Source organism: Bosea sp. OAE506 (assembly GCF_040546595.1).
GTDB lineage: Bacteria > Pseudomonadota > Alphaproteobacteria > Rhizobiales > Beijerinckiaceae > Allobosea.
Genome location: NZ_JBEPOB010000001.1, coordinates 862,784 through 878,451, shown reverse-complemented (window position 1 = coordinate 878,451; position 15,668 = coordinate 862,784). Strand labels below are relative to the sequence as shown.

Genomic DNA, 15,668 nt, shown 5'->3' with positions numbered 1-15,668 from the left:
AATCAGTTAACTTAAGGCCGACCCGAGAATGGCCACCAGGAGGAAATGCCCATGTTCGCAAAACCGCAGAAGGAGCACGACTGGCTGCAACAACTCGTCGGCGAATGGACCTCGGAGATGGACTGCGCCATGGGCCCCGACCAGCCGCGATCGAAATCGAAAGGCCGGGAAACCGTGCGTTCGCTCGGCGGGCTCTGGACGCTCTGCGAAGGCGAGGGCGAGATGCCCGACGGCAGCACGGGCAAGACCCTGCTGACGCTCGGCTTCGACCCCGTGAAAGGCCGATTCGTCGGCAGCTGGATCGGCTCGATGATGACCCATCTGTGGATTTATGACGGGGCTCTCGACGAGAGCGGTAAGGTCCTGACGCTCGAAAGTTCAGGTCCGAACGTAATGGGCGACGGCGCCATCATTCCCTATCGCGACGTGATCACCATCGTCGCGCCCGATCACCGCATGCTGACCTCCTACACGCCCGACGGGAGCGGCGGCTGGGCCGAGTTCATGACCGCCCATTACCGCCGCGCAGCGTGATCGCCCGCTTCCGTTCGAAGGAGAGACCGATGAAGATCGCCCCCTATCTGATGTTTGAAGGCCATTGCCGCGAGGCCTTCACCGTCTATGAGACCGTCTTGGGCGGCAGGATCGTCGCGATGATGGACCATCGCGGCACGCCGGCAGAGGCGCATGTCGCGCCCGAATGGCTGGACAAGATCATGCATGCCTGTCTGGAGCTCGACGGCCAGATGCTGATGGCCTCCGACGCCCCGCCCGGGCGCAGCGACGGGCCGATGCGCAGCGTCTCGGTGTCGGTCAACGTCCCCGAGGTCGCCGAGGCCGAGCGCATCTTCGCGGCCCTCTCCGAGGGTGCGACCATCCAGATGCCGATGGAGGAGACCTTCTGGGCGCCCCGCTTCGGCATGCTGCGCGACCGCTTCGGAACGAACTGGATGATCGCCGCCGAGATGCCGGCGGACAGGGCCAATTGCGGCTGAGCGCGTGCGTCATTCTCGGGCGGAGCCCTCGGGTCCGATCTTCGATCGGCCCAAGGATAAACTCCGCGCAGACCCGAGAATCTCAGGCCGGACGGAGCATTGTCGACTGAGGCACGATCCTCGTCACGAGATGCTCGGGTCAAGCCCGAGCATGACGGCTTCGACCCCTACCCCAGCACCGCCCAGGCAATCAGGCCGGCGATCACCCACAGCGCCCAGTTGCCCCACCGGTTGCGCTGGGCTTCGGCCCGGCCGATCGCAGCCACGCTGCGCTCGTCGAGCGAGAAGCCATGGCGCGAGGCGTCCTCGAGCTGGCCGAGCACGCGCTCGGCCCGGGTCACCGTCTCCGGCAGGCGCGACAGGCTGTCGAGCAGTGAGCTGGCGCCGCGCCCGGCCTCGGCCAGCTTGCCGAGGGGGCCGAGATTCTGCGTGATCCAGTCGCGCACCACCGGTTCGGCCGTGCTCCACATGTCCAGATGCGGATCGAGCGTGCGCGCCACGCCCTCGACCACCACCATGGTCTTCTGCAGCATGACGAGCTCGGTGCGCGTCGCCATGTCGAACATGCCGGTGATCTCGAAGAGCAGCGTCAGCACCTTCGCCATCGAGATCTGATCGGCGCTCTTGTCGTGGATCGGCTCGCCGACGGCGCGGATCGCCTGGGCGAAATCGGCGACGTCGTGATGAACCGGCACATAGCCGGCCTCGAAATGCACCTCGGCGACGCGGCGGTAATCGCGGGTGATGAAGCCGAGGAGGATCTCGGCGAGGAAGCGCCGCTCCTTCAGGCCGAGGCGCCCCATGATGCCGCCATCGACCGCAACCAGCCGGCCCTGCGCATCGACGAACAGGTTCCCGGGATGCATGTCGGCATGGAAGAAGCCGTCGCGGATCGCATGCTTCAGGAAGGACTGGATCACGATCCGCCCCAGCGCCGGCAGGTCATGGCCGGCGGCCTTCAGCGCTTCGACATCCGAGAGGCGGATCCCGTCGATCCACTCGTCGACCAGCATTTCGCGGGCGGTGAGCTGCCAGTCGGGCTCCGGCACCCTGAAATCGGCGTCGTCCTTGGTGTTCTCTGCGAATTCGGAGAGTGCCGCGGCCTCGAGCCGCAGATCCATCTCCATTGTCACCGAGCGCGCCAGCGTCTCGACCACGCCGGTGAAACGCAGGCGGCGCGCCTCGGCCGAGCGCCGCTCGGCGAGCTCTGCGCCGAAGCGCATCGCGCCGAGATCGCGCTGGAACCGGTCGCGGATGCCCGGCCGCAGCACCTTCACCGCGACCTCGCGGCCGTCGTTCAGCCGGGCGCGGTGGACCTGAGCAATTGAGGCGGCGGCCACCGGCTCGCCGAAGGAGGCGAAGACCTGCTCGACCGGCCGGCCATGGGCGGCCTCGATGATGGCGCGCGCCTGCGCCATCGGGAAGGGTGGCATCCGGTCCTGCAGGGCCGAGAGGTCGGAGGCGATCTTCATGCCGACCACGTCGGGCCGTGTCGCCAGGAACTGCCCGAACTTGACATAGGAGGGGCCGAGTCGGGTCAGGGCCGCGGCCAGCCTTGTCGCCGAAGTGCCGGCCTCGCGTCGCTCGATCAGCCGCCCGAGCCGGATCAGCCCGCGCGCCAGCGGCGGCAGCACGGAGGGATCGACCAGGGCGAGCGCTCCCTCGCGCGCCAACACGAAGCCGACGCGAGCGGTACGCGCGAGATGGAAGAGCGAGGAGATCATGGCTCAGCCGTCATGGTCGGGCCTGACCCGACCATCTCCTGCCAAAAGAGGCTCTCGTCGAGAGATGCTCGGGTCAAGCCCGAGCATGACGCCCAACGCTTCCTCACAGCTTCCAGCCCGAATGCAGCGCCACGACGCCGCCGGTCATTGGCGTGAACTTGGCGCGGCGGAAGCCGGCCGCCTCGATCATGCCGGCGAAGGCCTGGGGCCGCGGGAATTTGCGGATCGACTCGACGAGATACTGGTAGGGCTCGGCCTCGCCCGTCACCATCCGCCCCATCGGCGGGATGACGTTGAAGGAATAGGCCTCGTAGACCTTGTCGAGCAGCGGCACGTCGACATGGCTGAATTCGAGGCAGAGGAAGCGCCCGCCGCGCTTGAGAACGCGGTAGGCCTCGCTCAGCGCCTTGTCGATGCGCGGCACGTTGCGGATGCCGAAGGCGATCGTATAGGCGTCGAAATGATTGTCGGGCAGGCCGAGCTCCTCGGCATTGCCCTGGACGAAGGCGATGCGGTCGTCGTCGGGAAAGCGCTTGGCCGCCCGGTCGCGCCCGACGCTCAGCATCTCCGCGTTGATGTCGAGCACCGTGACCTGCGTTTGCGGTCCGCCGGCCTCGAGCACGGCGAAGGCGACGTCGCCTGTACCGCCGGCCACGTCGAGATGCCGGAAGGGCCGGTCCTTCGCCGGGTTGATCGCCGTCAGCAGCGCACTCTTCCAGGCCCGGTGCAGCCCCGCCGACATCAGATCGTTCATCAGATCGTAGCGGCCGGCGACCTTGTGGAAGACGTCGTCGACCTTGGCCTGCTTCTCGGCCAGCGGCACGGTCTCGAAACCGAAATGGGTGGTGTCGGAAGCTGCTGTCACGATCGGTCCGATCCTGTGCAATCTGTCTTGTCTTTGCCTGGGGCGATGCATAGCCAAACGAGCGGGGCTTGTCGCGGCCCCTCTCGACGCAGGCCGACCGGAGAGAATGTGAGATGCCCGAGCTTCCCGAGGTCGAGACCGTCCGGCGCGGGCTGGAGCCGGCCATGCTGGGCGAGACGCTGCTGCGGGTCGAGCAGAACCGGCCGGATCTACGCTTTCCGCTGCCCGACCGCTTTGCCGCCCGCCTCACCGGCCGGCGCGTCGAGGCGTTGTCGCGCCGTGCGAAATATCTGATCGCCGATCTCGACGACGGCCAGGCGCTGATCATGCATCTGGGCATGAGCGGACGCTTCGTCGTCGAGGCGCCGGGCACGCCACCGGTCGAACCGGGCGCCTATTACAACGAGATCGGCCGGCATCTCATCCACGACCATGTCGTCTTCCACATGGGGTCCGGCGCGCGCATCACCTATAACGATGTCCGCCGCTTTGGCTTCATGGACCTCGTGCCGCGCGCCGAGCTCGCCACCTCCAAGCATTTCGCCGGCATGGGCATCGAGCCGCTCGGCAACGAACTCTCCGGCGAGACGCTGGCGCGGCTTTTCGCGGGCAAATTCGCGCCGCTGAAGGCCGCGCTGCTTGACCAGCGCCTCGTCGCCGGTTTGGGCAATATCTATGTCTGCGAGGCGCTGTTTCGCGCCGGCCTCCATCCCGAGGCCGAGGCCGGCTCAATCGCCACGCCCACCGGCCGGCCGCGCCCCGCGGCGCACGCGCTGGCGCAGATCATCCGCGAGGTCCTGGAGGAGGCGGTGGCGGCCGGCGGCTCGACCTTGCGCGACTTCGCCCATGCCGATGGCTCGCTCGGCTATTTCCAGCACCGCTTCAAGGTTTATGACCGCGAAGGCGAGCCCTGCACGGCGCCGGGCTGCGGCAGCCTCGTCAGCCGTCTTGTCCAGTCCGGCCGTTCGACCTTCTATTGCGAGACCTGCCAGCCTCGCACCCCGCGACGCTGAAGCGCCGCGGGGCAGGGCCGGCCTCAGCGCCGCGGCAGCTCGGGATATTCAAGCTTCGACACGTCATAGCCGAGCGCGGCGGCGCGCTGGACCAGCTGGCGCCGCAGCGCCGGGCTCATCTTCGGATCGCGCACGAAGATGTAGAGGTCGGTGAAGGTCGGATCGGCCGAGATGAACCAGCTGTAGTCGGCGGCGCGGTCGAGGATCCAGTAGTCGCGCACCACCGGCACGACGCCGAAGACCGTGTAGGTCACGCGCAGCTTCGCATTGGTGCCGGGGTCGAGGATCTCGCCCGGTCCGCCGATCGTCTTGAGTTCGCCCGAGGGCGTGCCCATCCGGCAGGAATCCAGGACCTCGATCCGGCCGCCCTCACCGCGCTTGTATTCGGTGGCACCGGCGACGCAGCCATCGGTGATCGCCATCGGCCGCCGGGCGAATTCATGCCAGAGCCCGGTATACAGCCGCTCGACCGCGACCGGCTTGGCGGGCTGCGGCGCATTGCTGCTCTGGAGCCCGGCCGAGGCACAGCCGGCGAGCAGGAGCCCGGCGAGGAAAGCGATGATCGGGGCGCGCATCAGGAAATCCTCCGGCGGGTTGCATGTGTCTCCACACTACGCGCTCGCCCCCCTGCCGGATCCATTCAGGCCCGCGGCACCTCCCCGTGGCGGCACAGCCCGCCTTGCGCCCGCGCGCATGGACCGCGGCCGGCCCGCCCGCTAAACCTTGTCCCCGCAAAGCAGATCCGGGAGGGCGCCATGGCTTACGAGACCATTCTCGTCGAAACGAAGGGCAAGGTCGGGCTCGTCACGCTCAACCGCCCGCAGGCGCTGAATGCGCTGAACGGCCAGCTCATCGCCGAGATCAACACGGCGCTCGACGGCTTCGAGCGCGACCCCGGCATCGGCTGCATCGTCCTGACCGGCTCGGAGAAGGCCTTCGCCGCCGGCGCCGACATCAAGGAGATGCAGGACCGGACCTACCCTGAGACCTATCTCGACGACAAATTCGCCGATTGGGACCGCATCGGCCAGCGCCGCAAGCCCATCATCGCCGCGGTCGCGGGCTTCGCGCTGGGCGGCGGCTGCGAACTTGCCATGATGTGCGATTTCATCATTGCCGCCGACAACGCCAAATTCGGACAGCCCGAGATCAATCTCGGCGTGATCCCCGGCGCCGGCGGAACCCAGCGGCTGACGCGCGCGGTCGGCAAGGCCAAGGCGATGGATCTCTGCCTCACCGGCCGGATGATGGATGCGGCCGAGGCCGAACGCGCCGGGCTGGTCGCCCGCATCGTGCCGCTCGCTGATCTGATGACCGAGGTCATGAAGGCCGCGGACGCGATCGCCGCCAAGTCGCTGCCCTCCGCGCTGATGGTCAAGGAGACGGTCAACCGCGCCTTCGAGGTGACGCTGGCGGAGGGCGTGCGCTTCGAGCGCCGGCTCTTCTCCTCGCTCTTCGCCACCCATGACCAAAAGGAAGGCATGGCCGCCTTCGCCGAGAAGCGCAAACCCGCCTTCAAGAACAGCTGAGACCGCCATGACCCTGATGATCAAGAGCCCGGACGGCCTCGTCCTGCCGGGATACGCCGATGTCGAGACGGCCGCCGCGCGGCTCAAGGGCGTCGCCCATCACACGCCGGCCCTGACCTCGCGCACCGCCAATGAGCGCACCGGCGCCAATATCGTCTTCAAGCCCGAGAACCTGCAGCGCATGGGCGCCTTCAAGTTCCGTGGCGGCTACAACGCCATCGCGGCGCTCTCGCCGGAGCAGAAGAAGGCCGGCGTCGTGACCTTCTCCTCCGGCAACCATGCCCAGGCGATCGCCTATGCCGGCCGCCTGCTCGGCGTGCCCACGACGATCATCATGCCGCTCGATGCGCCCGCGGCGAAGGTCGCCGCCACCCGCGGCTATGGCGCCGAGGTGGTGACCTATGACCGCTACACCCAGGATCGCCTCGCCATCGGCCGCGAGCTGGCGCAGGCGCGCGGCCTCTCGCTGATCCCGCCCTACGACCATCCCGACGTCATCGCCGGGCAGGGCACGGCGGCCAAGGAGCTGATCGAGGATGCGGGCCCCCTCGACATGCTGCTGGTCTGCCTGGGCGGCGGCGGCCTGCTCGCCGGCTGCGCGCTCGCGGCCAAGGCGTTGAACCCGACTTGCCGCATCTTTGGCGTCGAGCCGGAGGCCGGCAATGACGGCCAGCAATCGCTGCGCTCGGGCAAGATCGTCCGCATCGACGTGCCCAAGACGATCGCCGACGGCGCCCAGACCCCGTTCCTGGGCGATTACACCTTCCCGATCATCCAGGCGCTGGTCGAGGACATCGTCACCGTCAGCGACGCGGCGCTGGTCGATGCGATGCGCTTCTTCGCCGAGCGGATGAAACTCGTCGTCGAGCCCACCGGCTGTCTCGCCGCCGCGGCGGCTTTTACCGGTGCCGTGCCGGTCGCGGGCCAGCGCGTCGGCGTCATCATCAGCGGCGGCAATGTCGATCTGGGCAGCTATGCGCGCTTCCTGGCAGCGGGCGCCTGAAATCGCTGGCTCCACAGCAATTCCGCGTTGACGCCGCGCCAGCTTGCGACTATACGCCTCCCACTCGCGACGGCCTGCGCAAGCACCGGCCATCGCTCGCGGATTTCCATCACGGTAGCGATCGTGTTCCGCCGGCATCATGCCAGGCGCCCGGTCGCGATGCAGAAGACGAGGACGTATCCGATGGCCAATACGACGTCGGCCAAAAAGGCGACGCGCAAGATCGAGCGCCGCACCGAGGTCAACAAGGCGCGCCGCTCGCGGATGCGCACCTTCCTGCGCAAGGTCGAGGAGGCGATCGCCTCCGGCGACAAGAGCGCCGCTGCCGAGGCTCTGAAGGCCGCCCAGCCGGAGATCATGCGGGCCGCCCAGAAGGGCATCGTCCACAAGAACACCGCCTCGCGGAAGGTCTCGCGCCTGGCTCACCGGATCGGCGCCATCGCCTCCTGAGCGCGGCCGTTCGGCCCCTCATCGACGACCCTGAAAAGCCCGGCCGCGCGCCGGGCTTTTTTCATGCGTTCAGCCCTTCTTGTTGCATCCTCGCAACACCGAAAAGATCGTCGAGATCGCCCGTCAGACGACGCGATTCCGCAACGTTTCCGACGCTTTACGGGCTTGACTCCATCTGCCCTTTAAGGGCGCGAAATCGGCCTGACCACCCCCTTTGACCGCGCAGGGAAAGCCCTGAATTTTCAGGATGTTAGCGGGCAAAGCATCGGGCCTCCGGGAATCCCGGCGACTCCGGGGCGCCTCTCCGCGGGCGCCGAAAAAAAAGATTCGGGGCCCTGCCGGACGGCCCTTCATGAAGAAAATCTTAAGTTCCCCAACCAATTGCGAGCCGGCTGCCGGTCCGTCATCGGGGGGGCTTCTGGGGGTGACTCTGAGGCATCCCGAAAACGGCGTATTGCAGGCCTTCGAGGGCGCCCTGTAAGGTCATTTTCAACGCCGGACGGACAGCGATGGCCACCCGGTGTTTCCACAAGATAAACGCTTTTTGGCTCGCGACCCGGAGGTTGGAGGATGCGGCTCTTTGTCTTCCTAGATTGAGATGAAGTGCGGTTTCGTCCTGCGACGAGCCTTGAAAGCGTAATCGATCAGATTGGATCGGGGGAAGCCGGCAGACGGTCACGTTTGCGGGAACCCTGAGCCATGACCGGAAAGAACAGCTCCGGTCCGGCCCGCCTTCGTGGCGGCCGGGTCAGGCGCGTGCATGACTGAAGAAATGGGGCAGACGATGTTCGAGCGGCGGCGGATGGACGAAACGGTGGAGGTTGTGTCGGCGTTGAGCGTGGTGGTTCCGGCCGAGCAGGCCCGCTCCGTGGAGCGGGAGACGGTGACCGTGCTGGCGAATGCGTCTGAGGCCTGGGACCGGGTGCGGCGGCGTCTGCGGGCGGAACTCGGCGAGGACGTGTTCTCGAGCTGGTTCGCACGCGTCGAGCTCGGCAACATCGTCGACGGCGTCGCCTATCTCACCGTCCCGACGCGGTTCCTGAAGAGCTGGCTCGAGGCGCATTACGCCGAGCGGCTGCGGGTCAACTGCATGGCCGAGCTCCAGGGCTTGAACGGCATCATGCTGTCGGTGCGCCCGGTCTCCCGCGACCTGACGCAGCCGCCGGCCGAGATCGTGCCGCTGCGTGGCCGCCAGCCGGCTGCGGCCCCCGCCGCCGAGCCCAAGCCCGCTCCCGCCGGCTCCGCCCCGATCGAGGCCGCCGAGCGCGATCTCGTCGATGCCTGCGGCACGGTGCTCGACCGGCGCATGAACTTCCAGGCCTTCATCGTCGGCAAGTCGAACCAGCTCGCCTTCGCGGCGGCGGAGCGGATCGCCGCGGCGCCGGCCGGCAGCAGCCCCTACAATCCGCTCTACATCCATGCCGGTGTCGGGCTCGGCAAGACGCATCTGCTCCAGGCGATCGCCCAGGAGGCTCGCAGCCAGGGCAAGCGCGTCGCCTATTTCACCGCCGACCGCTTCATGTACGGCTTCGTCGCGGCGCTGAAGTCCCAGACGGCACTCGCCTTCAAGGAGAAGCTGCGCGGCATCGACCTGCTCGTAGTCGACGACGTCCAGTTCATCCAGGGCAAGTCGATCCAGCAGGAGTTCGGCCACACGATCAATGCGCTGATCGACGCCGGCAAGCAGATCGTCGTCGCCGGCGACCGGATGGCGAATGATTTGGAGGCGCTGGACGAGCGCATCCGCTCGCGGCTCGGCGGCGGGCTCGTCGTCGAGGTCGGCGATCTCGACGAGGCGCTGCGCGCCAAGATCCTCGGGAACCGGCTGGACGCGCTGCAGGCGGCCCATCCCAACTTCCAGGTCCATCCGGACGTGGTCGCCTATGTCGCCCGCGTCGTCGCCACCAATGGCCGCGATCTCGATGGCGCCGCCAACCGGCTGCTCGCCCATGCGACGCTGTCGGGCCAGCCCGTCTCGCTGGAGACGGCGGAGGCCGCTATCCGCGATCTGGTGCGCACCCGCGAGCCGCGCCGCGTCAAGATCGAGGACATCCAGAAGCTCGTCGCGACCCGCTACAATGTCAGCCGCGCCGACATCCTCTCGGAGCGGCGCACGGCGGCCGTGGTCAAGCCGCGCCAGATCGCGATGTATCTGGCCAAGGCGCTGACCCCGCGCTCGCTGCCGGAGATCGGCCGGCGCTTCGGCGGGCGCGACCACACCACGGTGCTGCATGCGGTGCGCAAGATCGAGAAGGCCATCGCCGAGGACCGCACGCTCCATGACGAGGTCGATCTCCTGAAGCGCATGCTGCAGGAGTGAGGCGGGCGGCGTTTTCGCAGCGCGGCATTTTGGTTGTGTTTGCCGGCGTGGCGCCCTTGCGCCCCGCTCTGCCCTCCGGCAATGTCGCGGGCCATTCATGAGGCCCGCGTTTTCGTTGCGGGCGCAGAGACGCCAGAAGACTTGAAGATGAAGGTCACTGTCGAACGCTCCACCCTGCTCAAGTCGCTGGGCCATGTGCACCGCGTCGTGGAGCGCCGCAACACGATCCCGATCCTCTCGAACCTGCTGCTCAGCGGCACCGAGGCGGGGCTGAAGCTCAAGGCGACCGATCTCGACATCGAGGTGGTGGAGACGGTCGCGGCCGATGTGCCCGAGCCTGGCGCGACCACGGTTCCGGCCCACACCCTCTACGACATCGTCCGCAAGCTGCCCGACGGCGCCCAGGTCTCGCTCGAGACCACCGGCGAGACCGGGCTGGTGCTGCGCTCGGGCCGTTCGCGCTTCCAGCTCCAGACCCTGCCCGAGAGCGATTTCCCCGACATCACCGCCGGCGAGATGGCTCATGGCTTCAAGCTGCCGGCCGGCGAACTCAAGCGCCTGATCGACAAGACCCAGTTCGCGATCTCCACCGAGGAGACGCGCTATTATCTCAACGGCATCTATCTCCACACCATCGACGTCGATGGCCGCCCGATGCTGCGCGCGGTCGCGACCGACGGTCACCGCCTCGCCCGTGTCGACACCGCCGCGCCGCAGGGCTCGGTCGGCATGCCGGGCGTGATCGTGCCGCGCAAGGCCGTCGCCGAGATCCAGAAGCTGCTGGAGGATGGCGAGAGCGAGGTCACGATCGAGCTCTCCGCCACCAAGATCCGCGTCGCCACCGCCGCCGTGGTGCTGACCTCGAAGCTGATCGACGGCACCTTCCCGGACTATCAGCGCGTCATCCCGAGCGGCAACGACAAGCGCCTGACCGTCGACAAGGGCGATTTCGCGGCTTCCGTCGATCGTGTCTCGACGATCTCGTCGGAGCGCGGCCGGGCCGTGAAGCTTTCCATGGCCGATGGCCGGATGACGCTCTCCGTCACCAACCCCGATTCCGGCTCGGCGACCGAGGAGATCGAGGTCGACTACGATGCGAGCCCGCTCGATATCGGCTTCAACGCGCGCTATCTGATGGATATCGCGGCCCAGCTTGACGGCGACACCGCCCTGCTCAAGCTTGCCGATCCCGGCTCGCCGACGGTCATCCAGGATCGCGAGGGGGCTTCCGCGCTCTATGTGCTGATGCCGATGCGCGTCTAGGCGTCATCCCGCCGTGGCCGCCGTCGCGCGCCTGATCCTGCAGGATTTCCGCTCCTATCAGGCCCTCGATCTCGCGGTCGGGGGCCAAATCATTGCGCTCTGCGGCGAAAACGGCGCCGGCAAGACCAATATCCTCGAGGCGCTCTCGCTATTCGCGCCCGGTCGCGGCCTGCGCCGGGCCGATCTCGCGGACATGGCGCGCCAGGAGGGCGACGGCGCCTTCGCCGTCTCGATCGCGCTTGCCGATGATGGCGCGAGGCTTGGCGTGGGGCTGGGGCCGGCCGATGCCGAGGGCAAGCGCGCGCGGCTCGCCCGCATCGACGGCGCAACCGCCGGTTCGGCGCTCGCCTTCAGCGAGCATCTGCGCGTCGTCTGGCTGACGCCGGATCTCGACGGGCTGTTCCGGGGTGCGGCCGGGGACCGTCGGCGCTTTCTCGACCGGCTGGTTCTGGCGGTTGATCCCGCCCATGCGACCCGCTCGAACGCGCTCGAACGGGCGCTGCGCTCGCGCAACCGCATCCTCGAGGAGAGCCCGCATCAGGGCCAGTGGCTGGATGCGGTCGAGCGCGAGATCGCCGAGCTCGGCGTCGCGGTGGCCGCAGCCCGTGCCGAGACGGTGGCGAGGCTCTCGGCCATCATCGCCGAGACCCGCGACGAAGCCTCGCCCTTCCCCCATGCCCAGCTCGCGCTCGCAGGCGAGATCGATCTTCTGGTCGCGCGACACGCCGCGCTCGACGCCGAGGACGGCTACCGCGCCTTGCTGCGTCAGGGTCGGGCCCGCGACCGGGCGGCGGGGCGGACGCTCACCGGCCCGCAGGCCTCCGATCTCGAAGTGCGACACGGCCCCAAGGACATTCCCGCCGGGCAGGGCTCGACCGGCGAACAGAAGGCGCTGCTGATCGGGCTCGTCCTCGCCCACGCCCGCCTCGTCGCAGCGATGAGCGGGCTCGAGCCGCTCGTGCTGCTCGACGAGATCGCCGCCCATCTCGATCCGCGCCGCCGGGCGGCGCTTTATGAGGGCCTGACGGCGCTGGGCTGCCAGGTCTGGATGACCGGCGCCGACGCGGCGCTCTTTACCGATCTGCCGGCGGGCTCCCAGCGTCTTGCCGTCGCGCCGGGCCGGGTCGAGCCTCTCGCCTGAGCTGTGGACCGCCGCGGTCTCGCGCCCGATTCGTCATGGTTGATCGTCGGTTAACCAATTCATGGCAGAACCCGGCGCCATGCAGCCTTCGCGGACCATGTTCTCGGCGACGGAGAAGGAGATCGCGAGCCGCTTGCTGGCCGTGCTCTCCCCGCATTTCGGCGCGTCGATCGACCAGCTCCAGGGCATCGAGGTCGGCCTCGACAAGCGCGAGCGCGACCTCGAGCTTCGGCAGAACGAGCTGACCAAATATCGCCTGCTCTTCGGCCTGGATTTCGGCGAGGAATACGTCGCCGCCAAGCGGCGCATCGTGGCCCGCGCCAACCGCAACGGCATCGACCTGTCGGATTACCCGCTGTTCTTCCTGGCTGACTTCTCGCATTTCCTGCCCGTCATCGTCGCGAAGTGGAAACGCCGCTGGGGCAAGGTCGACACCGCCCTGCAGGTCTTCGCCAAGCTGATGCTGACCGATATGAGCTATTCGATCGCCCAGTTCGACGGGGCGATCGAGGCCCGCACGGCCGACCGCATCCGCCAGGTCGAGCAGGCCTTCCGGGATGGCATCGCCGAGCGCATCTCCGCTATCGAACTCAGCCTCGGCGACGTCTCGGGCTTTTCGACGCAAATGTCGGCCAAGGCCGCCCAGACCCTGCAGGCGGTGGCGGAAACGCAGCGGCGGCCCGAGCAGGTGGCGGCCTCGGTGATGGAGATCGTCGCTGCGACCCGCAATTTCGGCGCCTCCTGCGCCGACATCTCCGCCGAAACCGCGCAGTCCAGCCGGGCGGCCGACGAGGCCGGGGCGGGGTGCGAGGGCATCGCCGGCAACGTCGCGATGCTGCGCCAGGCCAACAGCCGCATCGGCCATGTCGTCGAGCTGATCCGCAGCCTCGCAGCGCAGACCAATCTGCTCGCCCTCAACGCCACGATCGAGGCTGCCCGCGCCGGCGAGGCGGGCCGCGGTTTCGCCGTGGTCGCCGCCGAGGTGAAATCGCTGGCCACCGCGACCAACCAGGCGACAGAGACCATCCGCCAGGGCATCGAGGAGGTCGTTATGGCGAGCCAGGCGATCGACGATGCCGTTGGCCGGCTCGGCCAGACGGTTCTCGCCATGCAGGCGAGCGCTCGTCTCGTCGCGACCTCGACGGCCGACCAGCAGGGTCGCATCGAGCGCGTCGCGGCGCAGGCCGAAACCTCATCGCTTGGCGTCGATGCCATCGCGCGCCACGCGGCGCTGGTCGAGGGGCTGGCGGGCGAGGCCGCGGTGCTGGCAAACCAGACCGACGAGCGCGTCAAGGCGGCCCTGGGGCGTGCGCAGGAGCTGGAACGCTCGATTGGCGGGTTCCTCGGTGAAATCGCCGAGGCGCGGGCCGAGCGGAGCGCGGCCGTGATCCGCGACGCGGTCTGAGCCGGCCTGCCATCGCGGGACTGGTCATCGCCGCGCGCCTCGGGCACACCCTCCCCCATGTCGCCCTCCCGCGAATCAGACGCCCGCGCGATCCTGAAATCCGTCTTCGGCTATGACGATTTCCGTCCCGGCCAATGGGAGGTGATCGAGGCCGCGCTCGCCGGACGCGACGTCTTCGCGGTGATGCCGACGGGCTCGGGCAAGTCGATGTGCTATCAGCTGCCCGCGCTGGTGGCCGGCGGTCTGACGCTGGTCGTCTCGCCGCTGATCGCGCTGATGCGCGATCAGGTCGGGCAATTGACGCGGGCGGGCGTCGCCGCCGCCTCGCTCAACTCCATGAACAGCGAGACCGAGGCCGCCGAGGCCTGGGACAAGCTGAATGCGGGGGAACTGCGCCTGCTCTTCGTCTCGCCGGAGCGCTTGGCCGGTGAGGGGCTTGTCGGCCGGCTGCGCCACCTCGGGGTGACACGGCTGGCCATCGACGAGGCCCATTGCGTCTCGCAATGGGGTCACGACTTCCGCCCCGAATACCGGCTGCTCGCCAAGACCCGCGAGGCGCTGGGCGGCGTGCCGGTGACGGCGCTGACCGCCACGGCCGACCGCCAGACCCGCGAGGACATCGCCCAGCAGCTCTTCCCGCGGCCGCCGCATCTGGTGGTGCACTCCTTCGACCGGCCGAATCTCAAGCTCGCCTTCGCGCCCAAGGACCAGCCGCGCCGCCAGATCGACGCCTTCCTGCGCAGCCATCGCGGCGGCTCGGGCATCGTCTACTGCTCCTCGCGCAGCCGCACCGAGCGGCTCGCCGAAGGTTTGCGCGAGAAGGGCTGGAATGCGCTCGCCTACCATGCCGGGATGGAGCAGGAGCAGCGCAACCGCAACCAGGACATCTTCCTGCAGGAGGACGGCGTCGTCGTCTGCGCCACGATCGCCTTCGGCATGGGCATCAACAAACCCGATGTCCGGTTCGTCGTCCATGCCGACATGCCCGGCTCGATCGAGAGCTATTACCAGGAGATCGGCCGCGCCGGACGCGACGGGCTCAACGCCGACACGCTGACGCTCTACGGCGTCGACGACATGGCGCTGCGCCGCCGCCAGATCGACGAGAAGGCGATCGACGACGAGCGCCGCCGCATCGAGCACAAGCGCCTCAACGCCATGATCGACCTTTGCGAATCGGCGCTCTGCCGGCGCAGCGCGCTGCTCTCCTATTTCGGCGAGGAAACGCCGAGTTGCCGCCACGCGAAGGCGCCGATCCGCTGCGATCTCTGCGCCGCGGAGGCGCCCGAACTCACGGATGCGACGCTGGATGCCCGCAAGCTCCTGTCGGCGGTCGCGCGCTCCGGCCAGCGATTCGGCGCTGCCCATCTCGCGGATATCCTGACCGGCACGGCGACGGAGGCGATCCGCCGCCAGAACCATGACGGGCTCAAGACCTTCGGCGTCGGCCAGGACAAGCCCAAGAGCGCCTGGACCGCGCTGACCCGCAAGCTCTTCGCCGCCGGCGCGCTGGCCGAGGCGAGCGTCGAGCATGGCGGCTTCTGCCTGACCGGCAAGGGCGAGGACATCCTGTTCGGCCGCGAGCCGATCGCGCTGCGGGCCGATCCCTTCTCCGAGCGCGTCAGCCGGCGCAGCGGACGCGAGCAGGCCCGCGCCGATGGACTCGATGAGGGCACCGCCGGGCTGTTCGAGCATCTGCGCCAGCTGCGCCTGTCGCTCGCCCGCGAGGAGGGCGTCGCGGCCTACATCATCTTCACCGACCGCACGCTGATCGCGATGGCGCGCGCCCGGCCGGCGGGTCTCGAGGAGATGCGCGCGATCGAGGGCGTGGGCGAGCGCAAGCTGACGCAGTACGGCGAGGCCTTCTTGGAGGCGATCTCGCGTTTCCCGGGTTGATCCGGCCACCCCTACGCGTGTACGCGCGCACACGCGTGAAAAAGCCGCAGTCGGCGGCTATAGT

14 protein-coding genes are annotated in these 15,668 nt (G+C 68.3%); 11 read left to right on the top strand and 3 right to left on the bottom strand.

Annotated elements, in window-relative coordinates:
* Positions 1–51 precede the first annotated feature (51 nt).
* Together ABIE41_RS04225 and ABIE41_RS04220 are read left to right on the top strand one after the other, a co-directional pair.
* Positions 52–534, top strand: a complete 483-nt coding sequence (locus ABIE41_RS04225) for a DUF1579 domain-containing protein (RefSeq protein ID WP_192643552.1) — start codon at positions 52–54, stop codon at positions 532–534.
* 29 nt (positions 535–563) lie between these two features.
* Positions 564–995, top strand: coding sequence for a VOC family protein (locus tag ABIE41_RS04220; protein WP_192643551.1), 432 nt, complete (start codon positions 564–566; stop codon positions 993–995).
* A 167-nt stretch (positions 996–1,162) separates the two neighbouring features.
* Here the strand turns inward: ABIE41_RS04220 and ubiB are convergent, their stop codons facing one another.
* Together ubiB and ubiE are read right to left on the bottom strand one after the other, a co-directional pair.
* Complete coding sequence (gene ubiB, locus ABIE41_RS04215; RefSeq protein WP_192643550.1) at positions 1,163–2,719, bottom strand: 2-polyprenylphenol 6-hydroxylase; 1,557 nt, start codon at positions 2,717–2,719, stop codon at positions 1,163–1,165.
* A 103-nt stretch (positions 2,720–2,822) separates the two neighbouring features.
* Positions 2,823–3,635: a bifunctional demethylmenaquinone methyltransferase/2-methoxy-6-polyprenyl-1,4-benzoquinol methylase UbiE gene (ubiE, locus tag ABIE41_RS04210; RefSeq protein ID WP_192643549.1), complete on the bottom strand. Its 813-nt coding sequence runs from the start codon at positions 3,633–3,635 to the stop codon at positions 2,823–2,825.
* Positions 3,636–3,697: 62 nt separating this feature from the next.
* On the opposite strand from ubiE, the gene mutM reads away from it, so the two are divergent.
* The gene (gene mutM / locus ABIE41_RS04205; protein WP_192643548.1) at positions 3,698–4,597 is read left to right on the top strand and encodes a bifunctional DNA-formamidopyrimidine glycosylase/DNA-(apurinic or apyrimidinic site) lyase; all 900 of its coding nucleotides are present in this window, start codon (positions 3,698–3,700) and stop codon (positions 4,595–4,597) included.
* A gap of 23 nt (positions 4,598–4,620) precedes the next feature.
* Here the strand turns inward: mutM and ABIE41_RS04200 are convergent, their stop codons facing one another.
* Positions 4,621–5,172, bottom strand: coding sequence for a lipocalin family protein (locus ABIE41_RS04200; RefSeq protein WP_192643547.1), 552 nt, complete (start codon positions 5,170–5,172; stop codon positions 4,621–4,623).
* 180 nt (positions 5,173–5,352) lie between these two features.
* On the opposite strand from ABIE41_RS04200, the gene ABIE41_RS04195 reads away from it, so the two are divergent.
* The 8 genes from ABIE41_RS04195 (at position 5,353) to recQ (ending at position 15,604) form a co-directional block, all read left to right on the top strand.
* The gene (locus ABIE41_RS04195; RefSeq protein ID WP_192643546.1) at positions 5,353–6,126 is read left to right on the top strand and encodes an enoyl-CoA hydratase; all 774 of its coding nucleotides are present in this window, start codon (positions 5,353–5,355) and stop codon (positions 6,124–6,126) included.
* 7 nt (positions 6,127–6,133) lie between these two features.
* On the top strand, positions 6,134–7,129 hold the full coding sequence (locus tag ABIE41_RS04190) for a threo-3-hydroxy-L-aspartate ammonia-lyase (protein ID WP_354191764.1): 996 nt from the start codon (positions 6,134–6,136) through the stop codon (positions 7,127–7,129).
* A gap of 183 nt (positions 7,130–7,312) precedes the next feature.
* Positions 7,313–7,579 (top strand): 30S ribosomal protein S20, encoded by a 267-nt coding sequence (gene rpsT, locus ABIE41_RS04185; RefSeq protein WP_192643545.1) that lies wholly within the window; start codon positions 7,313–7,315, stop codon positions 7,577–7,579.
* Positions 7,580–8,339: 760 nt separating this feature from the next.
* Positions 8,340–9,899: a chromosomal replication initiator protein DnaA gene (gene dnaA / locus ABIE41_RS04180; RefSeq protein WP_354191763.1), complete on the top strand. Its 1,560-nt coding sequence runs from the start codon at positions 8,340–8,342 to the stop codon at positions 9,897–9,899.
* A gap of 147 nt (positions 9,900–10,046) precedes the next feature.
* Complete coding sequence (gene dnaN, locus ABIE41_RS04175) at positions 10,047–11,162, top strand: DNA polymerase III subunit beta (RefSeq protein ID WP_192643544.1); 1,116 nt, start codon at positions 10,047–10,049, stop codon at positions 11,160–11,162.
* 13 nt (positions 11,163–11,175) lie between these two features.
* Entirely contained in the window at positions 11,176–12,303 is a 1,128-nt protein-coding gene (gene recF / locus ABIE41_RS04170) for a DNA replication/repair protein RecF (RefSeq protein WP_192643543.1), read from the top strand.
* A 79-nt stretch (positions 12,304–12,382) separates the two neighbouring features.
* Positions 12,383–13,708 carry a methyl-accepting chemotaxis protein gene (locus tag ABIE41_RS04165; protein ID WP_192643542.1) on the top strand — a complete coding sequence of 442 codons (1,326 nt, stop codon included), beginning with the start codon at positions 12,383–12,385 and terminating at the stop codon, positions 13,706–13,708.
* A gap of 57 nt (positions 13,709–13,765) precedes the next feature.
* Complete coding sequence (gene recQ, locus ABIE41_RS04160; protein ID WP_192643541.1) at positions 13,766–15,604, top strand: DNA helicase RecQ; 1,839 nt, start codon at positions 13,766–13,768, stop codon at positions 15,602–15,604.
* The last annotated feature ends 64 nt before the right edge of the window (positions 15,605–15,668 follow it).